The sequence below is a fragment of the Kribbella sp. NPDC048837 genome, from assembly GCF_055586945.1.
Genome location: NZ_JBVJHF010000001.1, coordinates 1,654,731 through 1,678,259 on the forward strand (window position 1 = coordinate 1,654,731; position 23,529 = coordinate 1,678,259).

General features: G+C 66.7%; 17 protein-coding genes. 5 read left to right on the forward strand and 12 right to left on the reverse strand.

The genetic code is table 11. From position 1 onward, the window contains the following. The first annotated feature begins 438 nt into the window (after positions 1–438). From ACZ6O0_RS07575 to ACZ6O0_RS07585, 3 genes are all read left to right on the forward strand, one after another. Positions 439–1,377 (forward strand): endonuclease/exonuclease/phosphatase family protein, encoded by a 939-nt coding sequence (locus tag ACZ6O0_RS07575; protein ID WP_465763986.1) that lies wholly within the window; start codon positions 439–441, stop codon positions 1,375–1,377. A gap of 1,065 nt (positions 1,378–2,442) precedes the next feature. Then, positions 2,443–3,690, forward strand: a complete 1,248-nt coding sequence (locus ACZ6O0_RS07580; RefSeq protein WP_465763987.1) for an IS256 family transposase — start codon at positions 2,443–2,445, stop codon at positions 3,688–3,690. 252 nt (positions 3,691–3,942) lie between these two features. Further along, positions 3,943–6,912, forward strand: a complete 2,970-nt coding sequence (locus ACZ6O0_RS07585) for a helix-turn-helix transcriptional regulator (protein ID WP_465763988.1) — start codon at positions 3,943–3,945, stop codon at positions 6,910–6,912. Between the two features lie 6 nt (positions 6,913–6,918). On the opposite strand, the gene ACZ6O0_RS07590 is transcribed toward ACZ6O0_RS07585, so the two are convergent. The 7 genes from ACZ6O0_RS07590 to ACZ6O0_RS07620 all read right to left on the reverse strand — a co-directional run bounded on the left by ACZ6O0_RS07590 (position 6,919) and on the right by ACZ6O0_RS07620 (position 14,945). After that, positions 6,919–7,287: a hypothetical protein gene (locus ACZ6O0_RS07590; protein ID WP_465763989.1), complete on the reverse strand. Its 369-nt coding sequence runs from the start codon at positions 7,285–7,287 to the stop codon at positions 6,919–6,921. Between the two features lie 594 nt (positions 7,288–7,881). After that, the gene (locus ACZ6O0_RS07595) at positions 7,882–8,808 is read right to left on the reverse strand and encodes a tetratricopeptide repeat protein (protein ID WP_465763990.1); all 927 of its coding nucleotides are present in this window, start codon (positions 8,806–8,808) and stop codon (positions 7,882–7,884) included. A gap of 158 nt (positions 8,809–8,966) precedes the next feature. Next, positions 8,967–9,887, reverse strand: coding sequence for a tetratricopeptide repeat protein (locus ACZ6O0_RS07600; protein ID WP_465763991.1), 921 nt, complete (start codon positions 9,885–9,887; stop codon positions 8,967–8,969). Between the two features lie 146 nt (positions 9,888–10,033). Beyond that, a complete protein-coding gene (locus ACZ6O0_RS07605) occupies positions 10,034–12,277 on the reverse strand; it encodes a CHAT domain-containing protein (protein WP_465763992.1) in 2,244 nt (747 codons plus the stop codon). A 16-nt stretch (positions 12,278–12,293) separates the two neighbouring features. Then, complete coding sequence (locus ACZ6O0_RS07610; protein ID WP_465763993.1) at positions 12,294–12,587, reverse strand: effector-associated constant component EACC1; 294 nt, start codon at positions 12,585–12,587, stop codon at positions 12,294–12,296. Positions 12,588–12,597: 10 nt separating this feature from the next. Continuing rightward, entirely contained in the window at positions 12,598–14,631 is a 2,034-nt protein-coding gene (locus tag ACZ6O0_RS07615; RefSeq protein ID WP_465763994.1) for a tetratricopeptide repeat protein, read from the reverse strand. Further along, positions 14,631–14,945, reverse strand: coding sequence for a hypothetical protein (locus ACZ6O0_RS07620; protein ID WP_465763995.1), 315 nt, complete (start codon positions 14,943–14,945; stop codon positions 14,631–14,633). The genes ACZ6O0_RS07615 and ACZ6O0_RS07620 overlap by 1 nt, the downstream gene beginning before the upstream one ends. Positions 14,946–15,246: 301 nt before the next feature. On the opposite strand from ACZ6O0_RS07620, the gene ACZ6O0_RS07625 reads away from it, so the two are divergent. Next, positions 15,247–15,648, forward strand: a complete 402-nt coding sequence (locus ACZ6O0_RS07625; RefSeq protein ID WP_465763996.1) for a recombinase family protein — start codon at positions 15,247–15,249, stop codon at positions 15,646–15,648. Positions 15,649–16,127: 479 nt separating this feature from the next. Then, on the forward strand, positions 16,128–17,756 hold the full coding sequence (locus ACZ6O0_RS07630) for a ferritin-like domain-containing protein (RefSeq protein ID WP_465763997.1): 1,629 nt from the start codon (positions 16,128–16,130) through the stop codon (positions 17,754–17,756). Positions 17,757–18,221: 465 nt separating this feature from the next. On the opposite strand, the gene ACZ6O0_RS07635 is transcribed toward ACZ6O0_RS07630, so the two are convergent. The 5 genes from ACZ6O0_RS07635 to ACZ6O0_RS07655 all read right to left on the reverse strand — a co-directional run bounded on the left by ACZ6O0_RS07635 (position 18,222) and on the right by ACZ6O0_RS07655 (position 23,218). Then, positions 18,222–19,424 carry a hypothetical protein gene (locus ACZ6O0_RS07635; RefSeq protein WP_465763998.1) on the reverse strand — a complete coding sequence of 401 codons (1,203 nt, stop codon included), beginning with the start codon at positions 19,422–19,424 and terminating at the stop codon, positions 18,222–18,224. Continuing rightward, positions 19,421–20,095 (reverse strand): hypothetical protein, encoded by a 675-nt coding sequence (locus tag ACZ6O0_RS07640; RefSeq protein ID WP_465763999.1) that lies wholly within the window; start codon positions 20,093–20,095, stop codon positions 19,421–19,423. Before ACZ6O0_RS07640 ends, ACZ6O0_RS07635 begins: the two co-directional genes overlap by 4 nt. Before the next feature lie 335 nt (positions 20,096–20,430). Continuing rightward, positions 20,431–21,279, reverse strand: a complete 849-nt coding sequence (locus ACZ6O0_RS07645) for an HNH endonuclease family protein (protein ID WP_465764000.1) — start codon at positions 21,277–21,279, stop codon at positions 20,431–20,433. A gap of 278 nt (positions 21,280–21,557) precedes the next feature. Next, positions 21,558–21,929, reverse strand: a complete 372-nt coding sequence (locus tag ACZ6O0_RS07650; RefSeq protein ID WP_465764001.1) for a hypothetical protein — start codon at positions 21,927–21,929, stop codon at positions 21,558–21,560. Beyond that, positions 21,929–23,218 (reverse strand): type IV secretory system conjugative DNA transfer family protein, encoded by a 1,290-nt coding sequence (locus ACZ6O0_RS07655; RefSeq protein ID WP_465764002.1) that lies wholly within the window; start codon positions 23,216–23,218, stop codon positions 21,929–21,931. Before ACZ6O0_RS07655 ends, ACZ6O0_RS07650 begins: the two co-directional genes overlap by 1 nt. Positions 23,219–23,529: the final 311 nt, after the last annotated feature.

The window sequence follows — 23,529 nt, forward strand, 5'->3', positions numbered from 1 at the left end:
CGGCAGCGGATATTGAAGCGCCTCAGGTTTCCTGCCGCTCTTATGCGGGTCGCGGCTGTGGGGTGAGAGCCGCGTCGTTGCCGGGCTAGGGCCCGTACCTCCTCCTCGCGAGCGGTATCGCGGTTAGTGGTCGGGGAGTCGTCCTTATCAGGACTTCCTATCAGGCGACTGTGCTTGGCAGTCTTGGATAGCAAGCGACGAAACCTGGCGACCTGGGCAACGAGCAGCTGCATTACGGGCGACAGGCGCGAGCGTTGGGAGGCGGCTCGGGCTCGAGTTGTGATCCTGCATGTCGCGTATCAGAGGACGCCTCACATCACTCCGTATATTAAAGCGGCCTTGTTTTGAGCGGGGCCGACCCTCGCGCTAGACGATCAGACACTGGTTTCGCCGATCATATGTAGCGGCCGGACATGGTCGCAGAAAGGGGACGCTGCTGTGTTCACCATCATGACCTGGAACGTGGAGAACTTCTTCACGCCGAAGCCAGCTGACCGCGCGGCATACGACGCCAAGGTGGCAGAACTCGCAAGCGTGATCAATGCAGCCGCACCGGACTTGCTAGCGCTGCAGGAGGTAGGGGACGAAGACTCGTTCGAGGCGCTGCGCGCCACGCTAGGCGCCAATTGGACCGGAGCGTTATCGACGCATTTTGAGAGTCCTCACACGATCCGCGTGGGCTGGCTCTCCCCTGGAGACCTGTCCGATGTGCAAGAGGTCGTGGACCTACCGGACGCCTTGTCACCGGTGACGGTCGACGACAGCGGCACCGCGATCACCCAACTCGGTCGCGGGGCGCTCGCAGTCACTTACACGACCGCCTCCGGCACCGTGGTCCGGGCACTGACCGCGCACCTCAAATCGAAGCTCCTCACCTTTCCCGGCCACCGATTCGACACCACAGACGAGACCGAAAGAGCCCGCTACGGCGTGTACGCCCTCGACCGGCGCGCCGCCGAGGCAGCCGCCACCCGGGACTGGGCCACCGCCTCGCTAGCGGGAGCCTGGGCAGACAAGCCATTGCTGGTATGCGGCGACCTCAACGACACCATGGACGCAGCGACAACCCAGCTGCTCTTCGGCCCGCCGGGCTCGCAGATCGGCACAGGCGGGTTTAACCACCCCGACCGCGGCGACCCGCAACGGCTATGGGACATCGGCTACGCAATGCCCCCGCCCGACGACTACTCCCGCATCAACCAAGGCCGCCGCGAACTCATCGACCATATCCTCGTCTCGCACGCGATGGTCAATCGCCTCACCGATGCGGCGACCGTGTCACTCGACGTGCCCAGCGTCGGCCTCCAACCCCACACCGCACCGCGAACAGACCCACCTTCAGATCACCGACCCGTCGTAGGCCACTTCGACCTCTGACGGCCAAGCAAATCAACCCCCACTCGCCCCACCCGACAACAGCAGGACCGATGACGACGCATCTGGTGGCCCAGCTGTCACGGTCTCCCCAGACTCTCGCACCGCTACGTCCTTACTGACGAGATGAAGCGTATTCCGCGACGAACTGGTCCGGAATCCTGAACTCGAAGGGGGTGTCGCCCGCCCGCTCCATAGGAGCCGCATCCGGCAGGCTGCCCTCGGCGCCAGCTCTCGGGCGAGTTGGGGCGTCGGCGAGCAGGCCTGCCCAGCCCTGCGCTGCGGAGGCCATCGAGCACATGTGGAACACTTTGTGGAACGAACTGGCGAGTAGCAGAGTTGCCGGAGTCGACAAGAGCCGGACTCAGCGTGGCTCCTGAGGCTCAAATCGGCACCTGTCGATGAGGTCCGGCGGCCTTCTAATCCGTTGGTCGCAGGTTCGAGTCCTGCCGGGGGCCCCCAGACAAGACTGCAGGTCAGGGCCTCGTCCGGCGATACCGGCACCACACCGATCGGCTTCGCGTGGGGCCATACATGGTGCGAAACACAGATAAGAGGTGTCGATCCGCGCGGCGTTTGGCCTTGGTCAAGCGCCGACACATGCCCTCGCGGACGCATATTCAATGTGCCCCGCTGCCCTGCGCAGGTGGCACCACGCATCGTCGACCTCGTCGCTGAGTAACTCAGCCGCAGTGCAGCCGAGTTGTCCACAGGCGGACCGACATGGTCGGCCGAATACAAATAGAGCTAACCGGACTGGCCAGTGTCGAGCGCGGGCGTGGATGGTGTACGGATGTCCGTTCTTGTCACGCCGGCGTGTGACTTCGCGCGCGACCTTGCACACCCAGGTCGAGACGGACGATTTGATGTTCGGGGCCGCGAGGGATCGGCAACCTTCCTCCTTTAGGTAGCCGAGGAGCTGCGGCCGCCGGGGGTAGCGCGAGTTGAGTCCCCGATAGTGGTGTAGCGCGGTCGCCGGGTTCGTCGACAAGTTGGTCGTGGACGAGGACGCGGCCATCGCGTGATCCTTCGAGTCAACCTTCCACAGAATCCTCGAGGACCATCACGATGACCGCACCACACATTGTCGACCCTGCCGGCCTGCTTGGCGAAGCACTCGCCGAGGCCTCGCCGGATCTGATGCGCAGCCTGCTGCAATCGATCATCAACGCCTTGCTCTCGGCTGATGCTGACGCCGTCGCCGGCGCCGAGTGGGGCCGTCCCAGCCCGGGACGTGCAGCTCAGCGCAACGGCTACCGGCACCGCGACCTCGACACGCGCGTCGGCACCATCGACGTCGCGATCCCCAAGCTGCGCAAGGGCACCTACTTTCCCGAGTGGCTGCTCGAGCGCCGCAAGCGCGCCGAGTCCGCCCTGATCACCGTGGTCGCGGACTGCTACCTCGCCGGGGTCAGCACCCGGCGGATGGACAAGCTGGTCAAGACGCTTGGAATCGATTCGCTGTCGAAGTCCCAGGTGTCCCGGATGGCCGCCGACCTGGACGCGGTCGTGGAGGACTTCCGCCACCGGCCGCTGGATGCCGCGGGCCCGTTCACCTTCGTGGCCGCCGACGCGCTGACGATGAAGGTCCGCGAGGGCGGCCGCGTGGTCAACGCCGTGGTGCTGCTGGCCACCGGCGTCGACGGCGACGGGCACCGCGAAGTGCTCGGCATGCGCGTGGCCACCAGCGAGACCGGGCCGGCGTGGAACGAGTTCTTCGCCGACCTGGTCGCCCGCGGTCTGGGCGGTGTCCGGCTGGTCACCTCCGACGCGCACGCTGGGCTGCGGGAGGCGATTGCGGCCAACCTGCCCGGCGCCAGCTGGCAACGGTGCCGCACCCACTACGCCGCGAACCTGATGAGCATCTGTCCCAAGAGCATGTGGCCGGCGGTGAAAGCGATGCTGCACTCGGTCTACGACCAGCCCGACGCGACCGCCGTGCACGCCCAGTTCGACCGGCTGCTGGACTACGTCGCCGAGAAACTGCCCGCCGTGGCAGACCACCTTGCTGCCGCCCGCGAGGACGTCCTCGCCTTCACCGGCTTCCCCAAGGACGTGTGGACCCAGATCTGGTCCAACAACCCCGCCGAGCGCCTCAACAAGGAGATCCGGCGCCGCACCGACGCCGTCGGGATCTTCCCCAACCGCGACGCCATCGTCCGCCTCGTCGGCGCCGTCCTGGCCGAACAAACCGACGAATGGGCCGAAGGACGCCGCTACCTCGGCCTCGAGATCCTGGCCCGCTGCCGCCTCACCACCGTCACCACCACCAACCCCGAGATCGGAGCCGACGACCTGCCCGCACTCACCGCATAACCCAAACAGGATCGCGCAGCGCTACACCACTACAAGGGACTTGACCGTAGCGCGTGGCCGACTGAGAGCTGGTGAGGGCCAGCCGGCGGACGAAGCTCCAGAGCAGGCTCGATAGCGAATGTCTGCTCCGGGTGCGCGAACGCTCGATCGCTCGCGAAGCTTCCCACGGCGGAAAAGGGCAGGAGTCTGCCGGTTGGTCTGGCAGGACGAACTGCTCCGTGAGTCATCCATCGGTGACATCGGCCCAGACCGGTGGATACTGAGTTCGTGGGGAAAGCTTCCCTGGGGCCAGATCATCGTCTCGCAGGTCGGGGAGTCGAACAGCAGCTCCTCGTCAGCGCTCTGGAGGGGACCGCGAGCGGTCGTCCGTGCGCGGTAGTCGTGCATGGCGAAGCCGGTGTTGGCAAGACACGGCTTCTCCATGAGACATGCGACGGTCTGGGCGCCGATTTTCAGGTGCTGTGGGGCACCTGTGTGCACTTCGGACAAGCGTCAGTTCCGTTCGCGTCAGTATCCGGCGCGCTACAGGCCTGGCTGGAACGGGCTGATGCTCCTGCGCGGGCTGAGGTGTTCTCCGAGGCTGGCGAGCTCGGCATGCTGCTGCCCGCACTGGGTGACGCCCGCATGGGCGAACCGGGGCGGCTGCTGCCCCAGATCAACCTGGTCTTCAACCGTCTTGTCGGCAGAGGTCCGACCGTTCTCGTGATCGATGACCTGCACTGGGCGGACCGTAGCTCGCTGGATGTTCTCGCGTACCTAATCACGGGTTTCCGCGAGCAGCGCATGGCACTACTGGCCACGTGTCGCGACGAGCACCGCGGCGAAGGGCATCCATTGCACGGGTGGCTCGCAGATATGCGGCGGATGCCTGGATTCACAGAGATCCACCTTGACCGGCTCGACCTGGCCGCGACTGAGGCCCAGGTCAGAGGCCTCGTGGGGAACGTCGTCGACATCGGGTTCGCGGCCCAGGTGCACGAGCGATCCGACGGCAACCCATACCTGACCGAACTCCTGGTCCGTGGGTTATCCGGGGCCGAAACGGTCCTGCCGGCGGCCGCACCGGAAGACCTGAAGGACGCGCTGCTCGCCAATTGGCACAGCTTGTCGGCCGCCGCGCGCCAGGTCACGCGGGTGCTCGCGGTGGGCGGCCGCCCGACCGAGGTCACACGGCTGGCCGACGTCGTCGGCGAGCATGGCGTACCAGCGACGATGCTCGCGGGATGTCTGACCGAGGCCCGTGATCACGGAGTCGTTCGCCCAGATGACATGGGGCGCCCCTGGTTCCGACACCCGTTACTGGCCGAGGTGCTGTACGACGGCATCCCTCCTCACGAGGCTGCCAACATCCACGCCACATATGTGCGGGTGCTCCAACCACTCGCCGGCACCACGCCGGACGGATTGGCCGACGATCTCGCAGTCCATAACCACCGAGCCGGAAGAGTCGACGACACCTATCGATGGTCACTGGTCGCCGCGAGCCACGCCGCAGACCTTCATGCCCTATCCGAGGAGGCCATCCACCTCGACCGCGCCTGCTCCTTGTGGGAAGACGTTTCACCAGGTGTGCGCGGCTCACCAACCGGATACCTGGAACTGCTCCGCCGGGCGAGCGACGTCTGCGGCCGCGTCGGCCGGCTCGACGCGGCTGTCAGCCTGGCAGAACGGGCGTTGAACCTGGTCGATCGTGAATCCCAGCCGCTCCTGACGAGCACTCTGCTGGTTGCGTGCTGGAAAGCGATGTATCAACGCTCGCTGCCCGGGAAGATGGTGGGCGACGAGCTCGTCGACGCCGTACGACTCACTGTCCAATTCCCTGACAGCCCTGAGCGTGCCCTCGCATTGCAGGCGTTGGCGTTCGCCGAGCACACGGACGGGTCCTTCGCCCGAGCGGCGACCCATTCGGCGCAGGCTGTGTTGGCTGCGCAAAGATCCGCGTCAGCCCTGGCGTTAGCGGCCGCGCTCAGCACCCGCGCCTTTGTTCGGTCCGAACCTGCCTTGAACTCGTTGGCCGACGCGCAGGAAGCCGAGCGGCTGGCGCGGTCCTGCGGCTCCACCGACTGGTTGGCGAACGCAGCCATTGCAAAGGTCAGGTGCTTGTTGTCCCTCGGCAAGAACACGGAGGCCACCGCGACGGCTCGAGCGATGTTCGAGGAGCTACTCGCGGCCGGGTCTGAGCAGGCCTACCAACTCGCCACCCTCGCTGCCAACGGACTTCTGTGGAACGGGCACTGGAGCGAGTGTCGAGACCTGCTCCGGACAGCGTTGGCGGCTCGCTGCGAAGGTGTCACAGGAGCGTCGGTTCGATTGACGGCAGCACTGTTGGCCGCCCGATGCGGGCGGGCTGAGGAAGCCAAACAACACCTGAACCGAGCTACGGAATTGGTCTCCGCACAGTTCGCGAAACATCATCAGGCCCTAACCGTGGTCGCAGCAGAAGTCTTCCTAGCCTCCGGCGAACCCCACAAGGCGCTGCAATGGCTCTACAGCCGCATCCTCCCCGAGGACGCCGCGTACAACGAGGACTTCCTCAGCGACTTCGCCCACGCCGCTGCAGAGTCTGCCCGAACTGCACGCGATGCAGGCGACGAGAACGGCGCGGCCCAGGCCGTCGCTATCCTTGAGGACCTGATCGGCAGATGGCCACACGATCCGTTCACGACAATGCGGGCGGATGCTATGACCCTTGCGGGCAAGGCACTTCTCGATGCCGAAGTTGCGCGATGCCGAAACGATGCGGGTCAGCCGGAGCTGTGGCGACGGGCGATCGACGACTGTCATACGGCCGGGTGGCCTTGGCTGGAGGCACGGTCGCGGCTGCGGTGTGCGGAAGCGATGCTCGCATCCGGGTCAGCTGTGACTGCTGTGAGTGAGCTGTTGCGGCAGGCCCACCTGGCCTTTCTCGAACTTGGCGCGCAGCCGTTGTTGGAAGAGGTCGAGTCACTCGCACGGATCACACGCGTCAACCTCAGCCCACCCGTCCAAATCGCGGCCACACCTCGAGCTCCTTCCGGACTCGCCAGCCTGACCACCCGCGAACGAGAGATCCTGTCATTCCTGGTCGCCGGCCGCTCCAACGGCGAGATCGCCAAACAACTGGTAATCAGCGACAAGACCGTCAGCGTGCACGTCTCCAACATCCTGCGAAAGACCGGCACCTCGAGTCGGGTGGAAGCAGCAGCACTCGCAGAACGGCTAGGCAGCCGACGCAAGGGTTGACGGATTTCAGGCCGGATGGCGCAGCTGGCTGGCGATCAGGTGGCGACGCCGATACAGCCACACACCGCCAAGCGCGACAGCCGCACCACCAACTGCTGAGGCTCCCAACTGAACGCCTTCGAACCCCTTGCCATCTGCAGGGCTAGCCGCGGCCGCCACCGCCAATGGGGCGACGTCGCACGCCGGATCTTCCGGGTAGGTGCAACCAGCGTTCCTGACCGCGTAGCCCGGGTAGCCGGTGCCCTCATCCGGCCACTCAGTCACCATGGTCACGCCGGGCTCAGGCTTCAGAGTCGCCGATGCTTCGCTCGCGCCAAGCACGATGACGCCCATCCCAAGTGCGGACATTGCGAAGGCTGCGTATCTGCGGTTCATGAGTCCTCCCCTGAGGGTTGCTGCGGCAGATCGCCGCCTCAACCCACGGTCGTCCCACGGACCACACAGACACATCAGGTGTACCACCTCAGAAACCCGCGGGCACTCCCTCAGAAACCGCGGGACACCCCCCTCAGATTCCAGAGATCAATCGTCCCGGCAGTTTCTGTGACGCTCGTTTGGCAACGAGCCGTTCGCCCCTTCGCACTTCACGCATCGCGCGCCACCAGCGTGCCGGGCCGTCAACTCATGTCGCCGCCGAGGAAGCCGGTTCGCATCGCCGGCCACCGCCTTACAAGTGCGAGGGTCACCCGCGATGCGGCTGCATCGCGGTGTAAATCGTGGAGATGGCGATGTCTGTAGTGCCACTTGTGGCTTCAGACGGCTCTGGTTCATTGACAGACCCATTGACAGCCGTCGTGATCGAGAGTGTGCCGGGCCAACTACACCTGCGGCCGGCCGACCCCACCCACCGACTGCTGCTCGGTGGCTCTAGCCGATACGAAAATGCCCACGACACAATTGGTCGGGAATGCGGCACAGACGTTCGGCAGCGAGCCGTCGGACGCGACCCAGGTCCGGACGCGTACATCTTCACTCTCTTGGCAGTTGGTCCGAGCCGGGCAGTTGGTTGCGCACCCACTCGAGCATCTCCGTATCCGACTCCAGGTCCGGATGCTCGACCGCCCGATCCAACTCCACGACCCGCTCCAACTCCACTACCGCCAGCTCGAGCTTCCCCCTGTCGCGGTGGATCATCGCCACATTGAACCGGGTCACCGCCTCACCGGACCGGTCCCCGACCTCCCGCGCGATCGGCAACGCCAGCTCGTAGTACTCCAGCGCCCGCCCCGACTCCTCCAACCCGTAGTACAGATGACCGAGGTTGTTCAAGGTGGTCGCCTCGCCGGCCCGGTCCCCGACCTCCCGCGCGATCGGCAACGCCTGCCCGTAGTACTCCAGCGCCCGCCCCGACTCCCCCAACCGGTCGTACACCAGCCCGATGTTGTTCAGCGTGGTCGCCTCGCCGTACCGGTCCCCGACCTCCCGCTGGATCGGCAACGCCTGCCCGTAGTACTCCAGCGCCCGCCCCGACTCCCCCAACCCGCGGTACACCAGCCCGATGTTGTTCAACGTGGCCGCCTCACCGGCCCGGTCCCCGACCTCCCGCTGGATCGGCAACGCCAGCTCGTGGTACTCCAGCGCCCGCCGCGGCTCCCCTAACCCGCGGTACGCCGCGCCGATGTTGTTCAGCGTGGCCGCCTCACCGGCCTGGTCCCCGACCTCCTGCTGGATCGGCAACGCCAGCTCGTAGTACTCCAGCGCCCGCCGCCGCTCACCCAACCCGTCGTACACGCCACCGATGTTGTTCAACGTGACCGCCTCGTTGCCTCGATCCCCAGCCTCCCGATACAGCGCCAACGCCCGCTCATACGCCGACAACGCCGCCACCGGTGACCCGGTCGCCTGATTGGCCCACCCGAGGTCATACAACGCCCCGGCATCCTCACCCAAACTCAACGTCCGCTCCGCCAACCCGGCCACATCAGCAAACCGCGAACGAGGCAGCCACAAACGCCCAACCCGATCACCGACATCCCTGGCGATCCCAGCCTCCAGCCCCGCCACCGCCAACCGATGCACCTCCACCCACCGCACCACCGACCCAGCCGCCACCATCACACCCCCGAGTCCGTGCCAGCCAACTCACGACGCACCCGCTCCAGCATCTCCACATCCGACTCCAGGTCCGGATGCTCGACCTCCCGATCCAACTCCACCACCCGCTCCAGTTCCGCCACCGACCGCGCGAGTTGGCCCTCGGCGCGGTGCACCATCGCCAGATTGAACCGGGTGACTGCCTCACCGGCCCGGTCTCCGACCTCCCGCTGGATCGGCAACGCCTGCTCGTAGTACTCCAGCGCCGGCCGCCGCTCACCCAACCCGTCGTACACCAGCCCGATGTTGTTCAACGTGGTCGCCTCACCGGCCCGGTCCCCGACCTCCCGCGCGATCGGCAACGCCAGCTCGTAGTACTCCAGCGCCCGCCCCGACTCCCCCAACCCGCGATACACGCCACCGATGTTGTTCAACGTGACCGCCTCACCGGCCCGGTCCCCGACCTCCCGCGTGATCGGCAACGCCAGCCCGTAGTACTCCAACGGCCGCCCCGGCTCACCCAACCCGTCGTACACCAGCCCGATGTTGTTCAACGTGGCCGCCTCACCGGCCCGGTCCCCGACCTCCCGCGCGATCGGCAACGCCAGCTCGTAGTACTCCAACGCCCGCCGCCGCTCACCCAACCCGTTGTACACGCCACCGATGTTGTTCAACGTGGTCGCCTCACCGGCCCGGTCCCCGACCTCCCGCTGGATCGGCAACGCCCGCTCGTAGTACTCCAACGCCCGCCGCCGCTCACCCAACCCGTTGTGCACGGCACCGATGCTGGTCAACGTGGCCGCCTCGTTGCCTCGATCCCCAGCCTCCCGGTCCAGCGCCAACGCCCGCTCATACGCCGACAACGCCTGCGTGAGAGAGCCGGTCGCCTGCTTGGCCCACCCCAGGTCATACAACGCCCCGGCATCCTCACCCAAACTCAACGTCCGCTCCGCCAACCCGACCACATCAGCAAACCGCGAACGAGGCAGCCACAAACGCCCAACCCGACCACCGACATCACGCGCGATCCCAGCCTCCAACCCGGCCACCGCCAACCGATGCACCTCTAATCGCCGAGCCTCCGAGGTCATTGGTCTTCTGTGGCTGAGGGCTCTGCCACCCATATCTCGTAAAGGGACCGAGCGGCGGCGGCGCAGGCTTCTCGGTACTCGTCGTCTGTGATCAGCGGTCGGATCAGTGGACGGAGAACGTTCGACACGAGGTACTGCGCCTTGTTGGTGTCCGGGTCGATGCCCTCCTCGAGCAGGCCTAGTTCGACCGCCCGCCGGACATGCCTCTCCGCCTCGGGGTGGTCGTGGATCGCGTACACGGTCGCGGCAGGTACGGGGAGCTCGGCCACGTTGAGCTTGGCGAGCATCCGCCCGAGTTCGATGGGTTGGGTTCCGAGGAGCTTCTCGGCGAGAACGTTCTCTCTGAACCGCTCGGCCTCGCCCTCGATGGCGGCGATCAGGCCAGGCACGTCCAGCTTCTTGTCCGCCACGATCCTGTCCAGCCAATCGAGCAAACGGGGATTGCCGCCGGCGGCCTGGATCGCCCGGTCGCGGATCTCGGCCGCAGTAGGAGCGTCGGGGCCGAGGTTCGCCAGGTTCGTGAGCTTCTTGGTCTGCTCGATGTCGGTCAGCGTCTCCAGCCCCTCCACCCGGACGCTCGTCCCGCTCGGCGCGGGAAAGCGGAATCGGCTGGTGATGATCACCCGGCTAGCACTGTTCGACTCACGGATCGCAGTCAGGAGTGCCGGCAGAATGATCGCCATCTCGCTTGACAGCACGTAGCCGTCTGCACGCTCGTCGAGATTGCCCTGCTCGAAATCGTCGAACACGAACAAGCACGGGACATCTCCCAACGGTCCGTCGAACAGGTACTGCAACCGAACCGTCAGATCGACGTCGTCCCTGGCCAGGATCTCGGTCGCCGTGACCTGCTGATCCAGGCTCGCGAACCTGACCTTCGACACCAGTTCCCGGAGCTTGGTCAGGTCGACCCGCCCGAACCACACAACCCGTTGATGGGTTGGCATCCGCTCCAGCAGCCGAGACGCGAGCGTGCTCTTCCCTAACCCGCCCATGCCCTGCAAAACCAGCGCCTGAGCGGCTCCGGGAGAACCTGACGGTTGCTTGAGCGTTCGCAGACACCGCTGGATCACCCGCCGTCGGCCCACGAAATCGGCGCGTGACGCGACGCGCGAGAGCTGCGTCTGCGGGTCCAGGAACTCGACGTCGGCGTGCCGGATCTTGATCCTCGCCCGCTTCGGCGTGTTCCGAGGGGTGACCATCGCGGTCAACGGCGACTTGTCGGCGTACATGCGCAGCAGATGCCAGTTGCGGCTGTGCTCGGCGTACAGCTGCCGGCGCGCAGCGACCACCGACTGGTCGAGCGGCACCCCCGCCGCCAACTCCTTGTACAAGTGCGATGCGAACGCTGTCGCCGCCAGATCCCCCACCGGCAACGCCCACCCCAGCACCACGGGCGCGCCGGCTTTGACGAGGCTCTCGCTCATCGACGGGATCGTCCCACGCTCCGACGCGCCCCCTGTCAGGCAACCGGAGACGAAGACCAGCCGCGGCCATTGCCCGTTCATCGCTTGCGCGATCTCGTCAGCCGTGGCGGAAGCACCCCGACCGAGTTCGTTCTCCACCACGAATCGGGGCTCACCGTCCTCGATCGTCGCATGGCCGCTGATGTGCAGTACGTCGAAGAACCCAGACCCGTACGACTGAGCCGTGAACCGAAGCCCGTCCAGCGTGCCGCTCTCCTCAACGACCAACTCCGTACCGGTGTCCGCGGTAGCGCGCAGAATGCCGGCCTCCTCGGGCTCGTAACTCAGTACCGGCTCCACGCCTTCCGGTGACGTCGCCATGAACAGCACGCGCAGAGGACGATTGCCCACCTCCACCGAGGCATCGAGTGACGCGGTCTGGCTCGCCGCTCCGACCGGAAGCACTGGTCCTGTGTCACGCACCGCCAGATACGAGCCGTCCTTGACCATCAGCTCCCAGGGAAGGTGCCGCAACTGTCTGCCTGGCGCAATCCGCAACGTTGTGCCGCGCGGATCAGCCACCGCATCGCTCAGCCATCGCTGGTCTCCGTCAAGAAAGCCGTAGAGCCTTTCACCGAGCTCGCGCAGCTGCGCGGACCCAAACACGCGCTGCGCAATCGACTCCTGCGCATACGCCTGCTCGACGATCCCCACCAATTCGTCAACCGCTTGCCGATCCAGACCACGCGTCCTCAAACCCCCGCTACCGCCGGACAGCCGAACTTCGAAATAGTCCGACGTCTGCTCGAAAATCTCCACCTCGAGCTCGTTCACAACAACTCCCCCGCACTCACGACCCCGACGACTCCGACGCCTTGTCCAGCACAACCTCTAGCTGCCTGCGATCCACACCCGACAAATCAACCTGGGACCCGTCCTCCAGCAAGATCCGCACCGTCACGCCCTTCGACCGGCGACTACTCCACCAGTCCCACAACGTCTTCGCCGCCCCCACTCCGCTGAACACCAACCCGACCACTGCGATCACCAACTCCGCGGACCGATCCACCTCAACCGGCGACACAGTCTCCCCGGCTCCAGCCAGCGCCGATCGCAACTCGCCAGCCAGGCTTACGGCATCCACCCCCGAAACCTCAATCGAGGCAGTAGCAGCATTCTTCATCCGACGTCCCCCTCCACCCGTTCGTATTTGCACGTCGTCGACTGCGCATTGCATTGCAGGCGAAAAGCGTAGGCCACTTCGCCCACAGTGATGAAGACCCTGCGTCACGATTAGCTACCTGATCCGAGCTGAACGCCAATCGACAACACCGACAGGTCCGAGTCCACTCAGCCCGGGACTGGCTACACGCCCCCGAACCCGGAATCCCCCCCCCGCCGAACTGGTCAGCCAACTCTTTGCGTACTCGCTCGAGCATCTCCGCATCGGACCCCAGGTCGGGATGCTCGACCTCCCGATCCAGCTCGACCACGCGCTCCAATTCCTGCACCGCCCGCGCAAGCTCACCTTTAGCGCGGCACACCATCGCCACATTGAACCGGGTAACCGCCTCACCCGCCCGGTCCCCGACCTCCCGCTGGATCAGCAACGCCAGCTCGTAATACTCCAGCGCCCGCCCCGACTCACCCAACCCCCGATACACCAGCCCGATGTTGCTCAACGTGGCCGCCTCACCGGACCGGTCACCGACCTCCCGCGTGATCGGCAACGCCTGCTCGTAGTACTCCAGCGCCCGCCGCCGCTCACCCAACCCGTCATACACCAGCCCGATGTTGCTCAACGTGGCCGCCTCGCCGACCCGGTCTCCGACCTCCCGCCGCATCGGCAACGCCTGCTCGTAGTACTCCAGCGCCCGCCGCCGCTCACCCAACCCGTCGTACACCAGCCCGATGTTGTTCAGCGTGGCCGCCTCGCCGGCCCGGTCTCCGACCTCCCGCCGCATCGGCAACGCCTGCTCGTAGTACTCCAGCGCCCGCCCTGGCTCACCCAGCCCGTTGTACACCAGCCCGAGGTTGTTCAGCGTGGTCGCCTCGCCGGCCCGGTCACCGACCTTCCGCCGCATCGGCAACGCCAGCTCGAAGTACTCCAGCGCCCGCCCCGGCTCCCCTAACCCGTTGTACACCAGCCCGATGTTGCTCAACGTGGCCGCCTCACCGGACCGGTCACCGACCTCCCGCCGCATCGGCAACGCCTGCTCGTAGTACTCCAGCGCCCGCCCCGCCTCCCCCAACCCGTCGTACACCGCGCCGAGGTTGTTCAACGTGGTCGCCTCACCGGACCGGTCACCGACCTTCCGCCGCATCGGCAACGCCAGCTCGTAGTACTCCAACGCCCGGCCCGACTCACCCAGCCCCCGATACACCGCGCCGAGGTTGCTCAACGTGGTCGCCTCACCGGACCGGTCACCGACCTCCCGCGTGATCGGCAACGCCTGCTCGTAGTACTCCAGCGCCCGCCCCGACTCACCCAACCCGCGATAAACCAGGCCGAGGTTGTTCAACGTGGCCGCCTCACCGGCCCGGTCCCCGACCTCCCGCGTGATCGGCAACGCCTGCTCGTAGTACTCCAGCGCCCGACGCCGCTCACCCAACCCGTCGTACACCGCGCCGAGGTTGTTCAACGTTGCCGCCTCACCGGCGCGGTCACCGACCTCCCGCCGCATCGGCAACGCCCGCTCGTAGTACTCCAGCGCCCGCCGCCGCTCACCCAACCCGTCGTACACCAGCCCGATGTTGCTCAACGTCGTCGCCTCACCGGACCGGTCACCGACCTCTCGCTGGATCGGCAACGCCCGCTCGTAGTACTCCAGCGCCCGCCGCCGCTCACCCAACCCGTCGTACACCGCGCCGAGATTGCTCAGCGTTGCCGCCTCGTTGCCTCGATCCCCAGCCTCCCGATACAACGCCAACGCCCGCTCAAACGCCGCCAACGCCCCCACCGGCGACCCAGTCGCCTGCCTGGCCGACCCGAGGTCATACAACGCCCCCGCATCCTCACCCAAACTCAACGTCCGCTCCGCCAACCCGGCCACATCAGCAAACCGCGAACGCCCCAGCCACAAACGCCCAACCAGATCCCCGACATCGCTGGCGATCCCAGCCTCCCGCCCGGCCACCGCCAACCGATGCACCTCCACCCACCGCACCACCGACCCAGCCGCCACCATCACACCCCCGAGTCCGTGCCAGCCAACTCACGACGCACCCGCTGCACGTCGAAGAGGTCCTTTGTGATCGCTACGTTCCTCGCGTTCTGTTGGGATACCTGAACCACCTTCGGATCGTGAAGGCGGTTGGCGACGACGCCTCCGTTCCGGATCTCGATCCGATCCTGGACGCCTGCGGTGCCGCTGAACAGAGGAGTCACGCTGACGTCTCTCGTCGACTGGAGTCGCGGTGGCGCTGCCCTCTTGGCGTAAGGAACCTGGGCAGCTGCAAGCGCCAGTGCGGCGATGCCCACGATCAGACCCACTAGTGCCATGCGCTCGCCTCGACTGTCCGCCGCGACAACCGTCCGTTGATCTGCATGAAAGGACGGATCCGGCTTCGGCGCGAGAAATACAGAGTGTCGAGAATCGATCGTTTTCTCGACACCACTCGCGTGATGCCGATCGGCAACCGACACGCGGGATCTGAGTGTCGAGAAGACGTGTTGCAAAGTCGGGGTGTCCAATAACCCGCCACCGCCCGTTTCTCCCACAGTCGCGGTCCTGGCGACACCGCGACCGCACCGAACCTGCTCGCAGCCGAACCCGCGGTGCTGACCGGCGCCTCGGTCGCGAGTGTCGACTCACGGCCAGCTCCTCGACGGGCAGTTGCTGAGGCTGAACGAGGCCAGCTGTATCAAGGTGCTCGCCGACAATCAGTCAGGCCGCGACGCCGACCTCCCCGAGCTCATCGCCTGCCTGGCATACCAACGCCCGGGCGACACGCTCGTCGTGCCGAGCCTCGACCGGCTGGCCGTCGCTGCAGGATCTCCTCACCATCGTCGGGGACCTTCGGTCGCGGTGTCGGGTTCCGATCACTGCACGAGGCGATCGACACCACGACAGCCGCGCCTGGCAGCTCCTGCGCCCCGAGGTTCTGCGCCTTCCAGGGCGCCAGCGATTGCGCAAAACCCCCGACCCGATCCTGTACGCGTGCGGTTCCGCACCGAAAGAGCCCCGGCGACTCCCGGACGCTGAAGATCCCCGACTGCTTCCCGACGAGAGTGCCGCCGGTCGGCTCGCACGCCATTCGGCAGCTCCGTGCTTTACCGACAGCGGCGTAGAACGACGCTGGCTGGATCGACTTTTCGCAGCCGGACGCGCGCGATGCGCGGCGCGGACGAGCGACGCGATCTCGTTCCGTTGTGATGTCACAGGCCCGGCCGCTATCCGGTCCTACTAGTGCACCACCGATCACGCCATCGAACGTGACTCTGAATCACTCGAGCGGAGGCAAGACATGAGATCGTGGTTGTCGGCGACACCGGGTTTCGCGGTCGCCGGCCAGGCGTCGGTGGCCTTGATCGACGGCACGCAGCTGAAGATCTATCCCCGGCGCGCTGTACGGCATCACCGCTGGGGCGCCGCGTCACGCGAGCTGCGTTTTCGTGCCCGCTCCGCGAGGCCCGGGGCGCTGCGCAGGTTTGCGGCCGACGGGGCCCCGGGGGGTGGCCTGAATGAGTGATACGACCGGCGGCGCCGGGCGCGGTCGCCTCGCGGAGGTCCTGGCGACGCGCGGCGGACGGGCTGAGCCCGAGGCGCCCTTCGTCATCGAGCATCGCGAGGCGCTGATCTACATGCTGTGCCAGGCCGCCGAGCTCGAGCACGGGATCATGTGCCAGTACCTGTTCGCGGCGTTCTCGCTCAAGCAGCGCGCCGACGAAGGGCTCGTCCCCGGGGACCTCGACACGGTCGCACGTTGGCGAAGCACGATCGCCCACGTCGCAACCGACGAGATGCTGCACCTCGCGCTCGTGCAGAACGTGCTCTCCGCGATCGGCGCGGCGCCGCACCTGACCCGGCCGAACCTGCCCGCACCCGCACGCCACTATCCCGCGGGCGTGAACCTGACGCTGGTGCCCTTCGGCGAACCGGCCCTCCAGCACTTCATGTTCCTAGAGCGTCCGGAGGGGATGGTCCTCGAAGGGGGTGGAGGCATCGACGCGCCCGTCCACGAGGCGGTGCCCCTGATGGCCGAAGGCGACATCGTCCCCCAGTTGCAGGACTTCGCCACGATCGGCCACCTCTATCGCTCGATCGAGCAAGGTCTGGACCACCTTGCTGAGAAGTTCGGCGAGCGCAACTTGTTCGTCGGGCCGCCGCGAGCCCAGGCGACGAGCACCGACTTCCGGTGGCAAGAGCTCGTGGCAGTGACCGACCTCGCGTCGGCCCATCGAGCGCTCGACACGATCCTCGAGCAGGGCGAGGGGGCGCGCGGGCATTGGGAGACGGCCCACTTCGGCCAGTTCGTCGCGATCCTCGAGGAGTACCGACGGATGCTCTCGGCGAGCGCGGCGTTCGCCCCGGTCCGGCCCGTGATGTTCGCGACCGTGCGTCGTGGTGAGCACGACGACTCGATCCCCCTCATCGGCGACCGCGTGACGTCCCTGTGCACAGATCTCTTCAACGTCTGCTACGAGATCCTCCTGCAGATCCTGGAGCGGTACTTCGCGCACACCGAGGAGACCGACGCGCAGCTTCGGACGCTGGCGAACGCCGCCGTCACGCTGATGGGCGGCGTGCTCGTGCCGCTCGGCGACCTGATCACGACGCTGCCGGTCGGACCGGAGCACCCGGGACGCAACGCCGGGCCGAGCTTCGAGCTCTTCTACGAAGACGACGACCTCCTGCCCCATCGGGAGTCCGCCTGGGCGCTGCTCGAGGAGCGCGTGCGCGATGCCGCAACCCTCTGCAGTGCCCTCATCAAGAACTCACCGGAGCAGGTCACGACCGCGCTCGGACCGACTCAGCGAACGCTGACCGCCGTGGCCGACTCGCTTGCCGCGCATTTCGGCGACTGGGGCGCCACCAGTCGCTTTACCAGCGGCGACGGGGCAGACTCACCGAGTATGGCCGGATCAGACGAGCCAGTCGGCTTCGAGCAGCACATCAAGCCACTATTCCGCGAGCTCGATCGCGACTCGATGCGTCGCAGCTTCGATCTCTGGTCCCTCGACGACGTCTCGACGCACGCCGACGCCATCCTGCAGCGTCTCGACGCCGGCACGATGCCGTGCGACGGAGCATGGCCCGCCGAGAATGTCGCCCTCTTCCGCCGCTGGATCGACGCCGGCAAACCCGCATAGCTCGTCGCCGGCGTCGCTCCGCCGGATAACCGGCGGCGCGGATCGCGAGCGACAGCCAGCGCTGCTACATCGCCTTCATGACAATGGGGTTGGTCGGTGGCAGTCGACCGGTCGAGCCGTACTCCCTCCCGCCGGACGGCGACGCCGCGGGGGCACTCTCCAACGTCGTGACCACGAACCAGGTCGCTTGGCCATTTACTGAGCCGCTCTTGGGTGAACTCGACGAGTTCGTCGAGCGTTGGGGGTGGGGCTGGTTCGGGCAGGCAGCCTCGAACCAACTGTCCCGTCCGAGCCACATGCCGGAGCGGTCACCTGCAAACTCGTGGCGTCAACCGCCCGGGTCCCGGCTTTGAGCATCTCGGCCGGCGCCCCGCGATCAGCCGCCGCTATGTGACGCTCAGATCGAATCTCGACACTCAGCTCTTCGGCCGGCCTAAGGCCGGCTACTCACGCCACCGTCGCCGCTCACTCGTCAACGCCTTCGTCGGCGTTGGCGAGCAGCGCGGCCAAGCTCGCCGCGGCCAACTCGTCGCCAGCGGCGGCGTGGGGGCGCAGGATCTCGATCGCTTCGTCGAACTGGCCCTGGTCGGCGAGTCCATTGGCCAACCGCCGCGCGGCGGTCGCGTCGCCGGCGGCGGCGTCGGAGTCGGCACGCAGGATCTCGATCCTTTCATCGACCAGGTCCTGGCGGCGGGCGAGCAGCCTGATGAACTGTCCGTTTGCGTCCTCGTCGCCGGCAGCGGCGCGGGCACGCAGGATATCGATCCCTTCGTCGACCCGGCCCTGGCGGGCGAGCAGGTTGGCCAACTGCCCCGCGGTGAACTTGTCGCCAGCGGCGGCGTAGGGACGCAGAATCTCGATCGCTTCGTCGAACTGGCCCTGGTCGGCGAGCACCCTGGCCAAGTGCCCCGTGGCGCGCTCCTTGCTGGTGTTGTAGTGGGCGCGCAGGATCTCGATCGCCTCGTCGACCCGGCCCGAGCCCGCGAGCAGCCCGGCCAACTGACGCGCGGCGGACCTGTCGCCGGCGTGGGGGCGCAGGATCTCGATCGCTGCGTCGAGTCGGTCCTGGTCGGCGAGCATCTTCGGGGTCGATTGCGCTTCGGCGGCGGCCTCGGACTCGTCGCCGGCGCCCAACTCTTCGTCGGCGACGGAGTGGGGCGGTCTGGCCCGGCGTGTCTGTGTCAGCGCTCGCAGGACCTGGTCCCGTTTTACGAGCAGCTCCTCAGCGTCCGCGGTGACGGTCGTTAGCTGGACACCGGGTGCGTTCGCCAGGCGTTGACGCCGACGATCAGCGGCTGCTCGCTCCAAGACTCCGGAAGGGAGCCGGTCCAGCTCAACGCTCCACCCGGCGACCTCGCGCGGTCTCCGGGAGCGCCAATCGCCCTCCTGTTTCAACGACTTGGCGAGTTCCTGGAACTCTTTGTCGGAGAGGAACGATCTGGCGATCGGCTCAAGGTCGTCGTTGGAGAGGTCGGAGCCGTACTCCGCCAGCAGCTCTCTGTACAAGTTCCTGTCCTTGAGCTTGCTCAGGATGTCCGTAAGCAGCTCCCGCCTCTGAACGCTCTTCGCGTAACCGACGATCGACCACCCGGTCACGGCCACGGTCAATGCAAACAGCAATGCGGCTGACACCCACGCCAGTCCCTGCAGATAGTCAGCGGAGGTCATGGCGACTCCGCGATCCGCCGCAGGTCGTTCGCGTAGTCGAGATGTGCCTGGCGTGACAGAGCTGCGGCGAAGCTGGCAAGGACGACCAAGTTGACCAACACGACCCAAATGGCTGCCGGCACCGGCTTCACCGTCCGTTTAGTCGTGACCGTGGGTGGACTGGGCGACGCTGCAGCTAATGGGGTCTGCGTAGCTGGAGCCGTGGTTGTTGGCCCCAGGGTCTGGCCAGCGGGGCTCTTCGCTGTCGTGCCCTGAGCAGTGGGCGTGGACGTAGGGGACCCAGTTGCCGGCGGCTTCGTCTCCGTTGAAGTCGTCTCGACGGTGGCCACAACCCCCGCCAAGACGGCGATGATCAGGGACGCCGCGAGGGCACCCAGTCCGCGAGAAATTTGCCGCCACTGATCCTCGCGCCAGGTGTAGTAGGTCTTCGCCCCCTCCGTACCCCGGTCAGCCCCTTCGCCCGGTCCGCTGAGCTTGGCGAGGGCTCTGATATCCGCCGCCGGCAATCCACGATCCAGCGCGCCCGGCGACAACACCGCATAGACCAGCAGCGTGACCGCGAGTAGCCCGGAACAGACAACTACGATCGTCAATGGCAGCGACTCGGCCCAGAAGATACAGAGCGCCACCGTAACTACCAACGAGACAACGCCCGCCGCGCCCGTGAGCACCAGAGCTAGCTCAGGCGCCGACCATATCGGCCGCCGAGACTTCCAGCTCGTGAGCCACCGAGCTGATTTGAACAGCCACCCCCTGGCCTGCGGCATGTCTCTTGTGTAGCCACGCCGACGAATACACGCAAGAGTGTGAGTACCGGCCAGGACTCCCGACGTCCGCACCGACTGCCAGCACCATGCTCCCGCCGGTTCGGGTCCTGGCCGACAACTGCATCCGCGGACGACCATCGCTCGTGCTGGCCAGGAGTGTCTAGAGGTGCCGTCGGTGGCACGCCGGACGCATAGAGATGGCAGAGTTCATGCCGTCGCGCAGCCCTTAATCCGCAGGCTCAGGGTTCGAACCGAAAGGGCCTTCCAGGCAGATTCGACACCACGCCTTCAGCAGCAGATTTCGCGGCCGGTCGGGCGCTGACTGCCGGTCCGCGTGTCTGCGCTGCGCTGGCTCGGCTTCCTAAGGGGCAGGATTGGGTGATCGCTTGGGCGGCGTCGCGGTCGGCCGCGGTGATCGGCAGCGTGTACTTGCGGGCGACCTGGAGGTATTTCAGGACGTAGGTGCACCGGTAGCTGCGGTTGATCGGCATCCACTCGCCCGGCCCGTCGTCGTTCTTGGAGGCGTTCGCCGGTCCGTCGACAGCCAGCAGATTCGCGGCCTCGTCGTTCGCGAAGTCGACGCGTCGCTTCAGCGGCCAGCGGGCCGCGCCCATGTCCCACGCCCGGGCCAGCGGATACAGGTGATCGATCTGCACCTTGGTCGCAGCGGCCTTGCGGAACTCGATCCGGCGACCGGTGTACGGGTCGGCGGGAAGGGTGCCGGCGACGACGACGCATCTGGAGCGCCCGCGGTACTGCACCGCAGTCAGCTGGGCCGCGAGTACGTCGTTGCGCGTGTCGCAGCCATTGTGACCACCGCGGCCCGCGTGATCGTCGGTCCAGGTCTGCCCGAACTGGTCTCGCTTGTAGCCAGGCACATCGGGCCGGGCAGCGATGACTCGGATCTGGCGGAGTTCGGCAGAGATCAGCTTGGCCGTGCCGGTCGCTGGCGGGGCAGCTGCGGCACTGCGGGTTGCTGTGGTCCGCGGTGGCGGGTTCGGCCCAGCCGGGTCGGCGCCGGCTACCGGATAGGCGCACCCGGAAGCCGCGAAGCCGAACACGATCACGGCGGCAAGGACGCTGCGCATCACGCGACCTTAAGCCACGCCGAGATCTCACCCGGCGCCCGTAACGGCTCAGCCTAATCTCGGTCGCCACGAGCAACACGAGCTGGGCTAAAGCTCGACAGTTTCAGCATGGGAAGACACTGGGAGCCGAGAGGGTCGATTCGAGGCAACTGAAGTCAAGAACCACCAAACTGAGGTTCGCTGGCTGCCCTGGAGGGACCAACGTAGCTGGGATGACTCGGTTTCCTAACTCCGTTCGTCGCGGAAGCTGCCGCCGCACAGAAGCTCGCGATCGCATGTCACGCGGATTGTTCGGGACGATGGTTGGTTCTCGTGCAGCCGAGGAGGGAGGTCCAGTCTCGGAGGCGGCGGAGGGCGAGGGTTAGGTCTCGGTGGAAGGCCAGCGGGTCGGAGGGGGCGGCGTCTTCTTGGTAGCAGGCTTCCCAGAAGGTGCGGAGCGCGGAGAGTTCTTCGACTACAGCGCCGTGTTCGGGCCAGCAGGGTGGGATGACTTTGTGGTCGAGGCTGTAGCGACCCACGGCCCAGATCACCCATTCCGCGAGGCGTTCTAGTTCTTCTTGGGTGCTTGTCGGATCGAGGTTGCGCCAGCAGGTCACGTAGGGATCGGTGCCTGCGGCGAGCGCGAGGGCTCTCGCTAGCTCGTCGTTCATCAGCGCAGGGTCGCGTCGTAGATGCTGTGGCGGATCTGGTCGGCATCCGGCCGATCGGTCCACGGAGTCATCTTGAGGAGGATGGGTGGGGCAGTGCGGGCGAGGAGGACGCCGGTGCCGAAGGGGAGGGTGCGGATGATGTCGGGCGGGAGGATGGGGATGCGGCGGGTGCTGGTGGAGATGGTGCGGCCGCCGTCGGCCCCACGGCTCCAGTTGCGGATCTCCTCGTCGCGTTCGCCGCAGACGGCGGCGAGGTCCTGGAGGTCGCGGGGTTGGGCGGAGCCGCCGAGGATCAGCCGGAGGGTGGCAGCGTCCCACATGGCGGCTGCGGCTTGTTCGCCCCAGCGTTCGCGGGCCTGAGCAAGCGACTGGATGACGACGAGGGTGGATATCCCAGAGCCGCCGCCGTCGGCCATCAACGAAGGCAGGGAGGGTACGGCGCAGAGGTTGGCGATCTCATCGAGGACGAGGGCCAGCGGTGGCTCGAGGCGACCGCCAGGGTTGTGGGCAGCAAGTTGGCGGGCTGATTCTGTGATGTCTTCCAGGAGTGCCGCGATGAACGCCGATGTCGCGCTCGCGCCGGCGCCTGTGCCGAGAAGGTAGATGGTGCCTCGTTCGCGGATGAAGGTGGCTGGGTCAAAGCCTTCTCCGGGTGGTGGATCAAAGGAGCGACGTACGGCGGGGTCGGCGAGGGCGGACAGGGCCGAGCGGACGGCGGCCCAGATGGCGTCTCGGGTGCGGCCGTCCATGCGGACGATGCCGTCGAGGGTGTCGCCCCAGCCTTCGGCGGCGTCGTTGGAGCGGTTGAGGATGGCGACGGCCTCGATGGCCGAGGCGGGCTCGAGGCCCCATCGGTACAGCTGGGCAATGCCGGTGTCATCGATGGCGGCCGCGTGGAGGAGGCCGCGGAGCGCCATCTCGGTCTGGCCGTGCCAGAAGGCTCCATCGCTGACGTTGCCTTTGGCGAAGCCCGCTCCAGCCGCCAGACCGCTGGCGCGGACCATCGCTGTCGTCGGGTTTTCGCAACCTCGGACCGGCGACCAGCGGATGCCTTCGACGCGACCGAGCCCTTGCGGGTCGAAGATTGCCACCGGTCCGATGGCCCGGCGTAGGTCGAGTGTGGCGGCGAGGTTGTCCGGGCGCGTGGAGGTGGTGACGACGGCTCCGGGTGCGTCGATGATCGCGCTGATGATCTGGTGCAGGCCTTTGCCGGATCGGGGTGGTCCGACGACGATGATCGAGTCTTCGACTGATGCCCAGCATGCGCGGCCGCGGGAACTGCCGAGCAAGGTTCCGACCTCAGCCGGTGCGCCAGTACGTGCAAGAGGGCGGGCCGATCGCCCTCGCCGTACGACCTGTCGACGACCCACCGCCGCCTCGACGTCTCCTTTGGAGGCTAGGCCAGCACGGGCGGCGAGTGCCCGGGCGCGGCTGCTTGCTGTCGATCGTCGGCCTTGCCAGGCACGCACTCCGAGAAGTGCAACGCCCACGGGCAGCGCGACCAGCACCGCGAGGACCGTCCAGTACGTCGTCGTGCCGAGTTCCGCGGGGTTCAGTCCAAAGGCCACAGCAGGTTTGCCGAGGTGCATGGCGACCAGGA